Origin of the sequence: Bradyrhizobium sp. (assembly GCF_035273305.1) — a bacterium.
In the GTDB taxonomy this organism is placed as follows: Bacteria; Pseudomonadota; Alphaproteobacteria; order Rhizobiales; family Xanthobacteraceae; genus Bradyrhizobium.
The window spans coordinates 1-3647 of sequence record NZ_DATEPI010000331.1; the positions used below are offsets into that span (position 1 = coordinate 1).

Below are 3647 nucleotides of genomic sequence, written 5' to 3' on the forward strand. Positions count from 1 at the left end.
CTTTTCAGGCCGCTAGCGGCGATACCCATCCGGTGCACTACGACATCGAATACTGCCGCGCCCGCGGCATGCCGAACCTGCTCGCGCATGGCTTCCAGACGCTGATCCACACCGCGCCGGGATCAGGGTTGTTTCCTTTCCTGATTGAGCAATCACTGGTCGCGTTTCTTGAGCAATCGAGCCTGTTTCTCAAGCCAGTATTTGCCGATGACACGATCTATCCCGCGCTCGAAGTGACAGAGCTGGTGGCGGGTCGCACTACTGGCGTCGTAAGCTTGCGCAGCACGGTTTTCAATCAGCGGCGTGAATTGGTCCTGGAGGGTATTCAGAAATTCCTGATCAGGCGCCGACCAGCCCAGCCATAGCGGGCGTGTCAGGCGCATCAGCGCCGACATCGAATAAGCCCTAAAATGTTGAACTTTACCGACATTTACCAAGCTAACCGGTTGCCGCTTCGATCTTGCTGCCCTACCTATGAGCGATGAAATTCCTTGACGAGGCAAAGGTCTATATCCGGTCCGGCGACGGCGGCAACGGATGCGTGGCGTTTCGCCGTGAGAAGTACATCGAATTCGGTGGACCGAGCGGCGGCAACGGCGGGCGCGGCGGCGACGTCGTGATTGAAGCGGTCGATGGACTGAACACGCTGATCGACTATCGATATCAGCAGCATTTTAAAGCTCAAAAAGGCACCAATGGCATGGGCAAGGATCGCCATGGAGCCAATGGCAAGCCGATTGTGCTCAAAGTCCCTGTCGGCACGCAGGTGTTCGATGAAGATCGCGAAACGCTCATCCACGATTTCACCACGCTCGGTGAAAGATTCGTAATCGCGGAAGGCGGCAATGGCGGATTCGGCAACGCACATTTCAAGACTTCCACCAATCGCGCACCGCGCAACGCCAATCCAGGTCAGGAAGGCGAGGAGCGCTGGATCTGGCTGCGGCTGAAACTGATCGCGGACGCGGGCCTGGTGGGTCTGCCCAATGCGGGCAAATCAACCTTCCTCGCTGCCGTCAGTGCCGCCAAACCCAAGATCGCCGACTATCCTTTCACCACCTTGCATCCGCAGCTTGGGGTCGTGAACGTCGACGGCCGCGAATTCGTGTTGGCGGATATTCCGGGCTTGATCGAAGGCGCGCATGAAGGCGCGGGGCTTGGCGACCGCTTTCTCGGCCATGTCGAACGCTGCCGCGTGTTGCTTCATCTGGTTGATGCGACCTGCGAACACGCCGGCAAAGCGTACAAGACGGTGCGGAGCGAGCTTGAAGCCTATCAGCGACATCTCGCCGAGAAAATCGAGATCGTCGCGTTGAACAAGATTGATGCGGTGACTCCGGACGAGCTGAAGAAGCAGAAGGATCGCCTGAAGCGGGCCGCCGGCAAAACACCGTTGTTAATGTCAGGCGTCACCGGGCAAGGGGTAAAGGAAGCGCTGCGCTCGCTGGCCGAGGTCATTGGTGAGGCGCCAGTCTCTGGCAAAGCCAAGGGACCGGCACAGGCGGAGCCTTGGTCACCGACGACGCCGCAAGGCTGATTTCATTGCGCCTTCGAACGAGATGCGCTGGCGCGAAAAACCCCCTGAAACCAGGATCGATGCCGCCAAAGAACAGGGCCTGACTTGTAGTGCCTTCACATCACTGCGAAATTCGACGACTGCCAAACCTGATGGAGAACATTAATGATCGGTTACGTCACCTTGGGTACCAAGGACATCAAGAAGGCCGCTCAATTTTATGACAAGATCGCCGCTGAGATGGGCGTCGGGCGCTTCATGGAATCCGACACGTTTATTGCCTGGGGCTCGCCGGGAGGCGGTGCCGGCCTCGGCTTGACACAGCCGTTCGATGGCAAACCTATGTCGGTCGGAAACGGCGTCATGGTGGCGTTCGCCGCAAAGGACAAGGCGCAGGTCGACCGAATCTACAAGCTTGCGCTGTCGCTCGGGGGCACCGATGAAGGCCCTCCCGGACAACGCAGCGAACAATTCTACGCGGCCTATTTCAGGGACCCCGAAGGCAACAAGCTCAACGCGTTCGTGATGGGCTGATCGACCTCAACCTGACCCCTGCCCGCGCCACTTCCAATTACTGGAGGTGGCGCGTATTGCTTCGCCTATCGCCCCTTACCAGACAGCAATCATGGCCCGCCCGAGCTTAGAGCAATTCCGCCGCATCGTCGTCAAAGTCGGATCATCACTGCTGATCGATTCCGACGCCGGCGAAGTGCGCGCGGCATGGCTTGCGGCACTGGCCACGGATCTTGCGAAGCTGCATGGTGCGGGCCGCGAACTCCTGATCGTCTCCTCCGGCTCGATTGCGCTAGGGCGCAGCCGTCTTAAGTTGCCGCGCGGCGCGCTCAAGCTCGAGGAAAGCCAGGCCGCCGCCGCCGTGGGACAAATCGCGCTGGCGCGAATCTGGTCGGAGGTGCTGGGTCATCACGGCATTGGCGCCGGGCAAATTCTGGTGACGCTGCAGGACACCGAAGAGCGTCGCCGCTATCTCAACGCGCGCTCGACCATGGCCAAGCTGCTGGAGTGGCGGGCGGTGCCGGTGATCAATGAAAACGACACCGTTGCCACCAATGAAATCCGCTACGGCGATAATGATCGACTCGCTGCCCGTGTCGCCACGATGGCAAGCGCCGATCTGTTGATTTTGCTATCCGACATCGACGGTCTTTACGATGCGCCGCCGGCTGGCAATCCCGATGCGAAACTGATTCCGATCGTGGAAACCGTGACCTCCGAAATCGAGGCGATGGCCGGGGCGGCGGAATCCGAACTGTCGCGCGGCGGCATGCGAACCAAGATCGAGGCCGCCAAGATCGCGACCACCGCGGGTACCCATATGCTGATCGCGTCTGGGAAAATCGAGCACCCGCTGCAGGCGATATCGGATGGCGGGCGCTGCACCTGGTTTCTCACACCCGCCAATCCTGTAACCGCGCGCAAGCGCTGGATCGCCGGATCGCTCGAGCCAAAGGGGACGCTGACGATCGACGCTGGGGCAGTAGCCGCGCTGCGGGCGGGCAAGAGTCTGTTGCCGGCCGGCGTGATCCGGGTCGATGGACAATTTGCGCGCGGTGATGCCGTGGTGGTGCGCGGTCCCGACACCCATGAGATCGGCCGCGGCCTCGTCGCTTACGATGCCGAAGATGCCGAAAAAATCCGGGGCCGCTCCTCGCCGGATATCACAGTCATCCTCGGCGTCAGCGGCAGAGCGGAAATGATCCACCGCGATGATCTCGTCATTGGCCCGAGCGGGGCCTCATCGCCGGGCTAGGCCAATGGCCTAGCTGTGCGCAAAGCTTGCAACCCTGCTCTCCGGCCGCGGCGCCCCGTCAGTCTTCGCAGAAAGTCGATTTTCGTGGTAGGACATCACATTAACCGAAGCTCAAGCGATGATGTCCGCGCCATTAAAAGCCGTTGATGCAAGCGCCGATTTGCCGGTCCTGATGGCCGAGCTGGCGGCGCGGACGCGCGCCGCCGCCAGAGTGCTGGCGCTAGCTCCGGCCGATCAGAAGAACGAGGCGCTGCAAGCCATGCAGGCCGCCATCGTCGCCAATGCGTCGACGATTCTGGCTGACAATGCCGAGGACGTCGCCGAAGCTCGCGCGGCCGGCGCCAGCAGCGCCTTCATCGACCG

Annotated in this window: 4 protein-coding genes and 1 pseudogene; all 5 read left to right on the forward strand. The window is 60.9% G+C overall.

Going from position 1 to position 3647, the window contains the following annotated elements; translation table 11 throughout:
• A partial coding sequence (locus VJV58_RS21585; RefSeq protein WP_324139399.1) for a MaoC family dehydratase occupies positions 1-365 on the forward strand: 365 nt, incomplete at its 5' end.
• A 116-nt stretch (positions 366-481) separates the two neighbouring features.
• Positions 482-1537 carry a GTPase ObgE gene (obgE, locus tag VJV58_RS21590; RefSeq protein WP_324139400.1) on the forward strand — a complete coding sequence of 352 codons (1056 nt, stop codon included), beginning with the start codon at positions 482-484 and terminating at the stop codon, positions 1535-1537.
• A gap of 144 nt (positions 1538-1681) precedes the next feature.
• On the forward strand, positions 1682-2050 hold the full coding sequence (locus tag VJV58_RS21595; protein WP_324139401.1) for a VOC family protein: 369 nt from the start codon (positions 1682-1684) through the stop codon (positions 2048-2050).
• A 91-nt stretch (positions 2051-2141) separates the two neighbouring features.
• The gene (gene proB, locus VJV58_RS21600; protein WP_324139402.1) at positions 2142-3284 is read left to right on the forward strand and encodes a glutamate 5-kinase; all 1143 of its coding nucleotides are present in this window, start codon (positions 2142-2144) and stop codon (positions 3282-3284) included.
• A 121-nt stretch (positions 3285-3405) separates the two neighbouring features.
• Positions 3406-3647, forward strand: a pseudogene (proA, locus tag VJV58_RS21605) (gamma-glutamyl-phosphate reductase); the annotation flags it as partial.

Excerpts from the sequence above, each read along its gene's own strand:
- obgE (WP_324139400.1), top strand. The coding sequence starts at position 482 with ATGAAATTCCTTGACGAGGCAAAGGTCTATATCCGGTCCGGCGACGGC.
- VJV58_RS21595 (WP_324139401.1), top strand. The coding sequence starts at position 1,682 with ATGATCGGTTACGTCACCTTGGGTACCAAGGACATCAAGAAGGCCGCT.
- proB (WP_324139402.1), top strand. The coding sequence starts at position 2,142 with ATGGCCCGCCCGAGCTTAGAGCAATTCCGCCGCATCGTCGTCAAAGTC.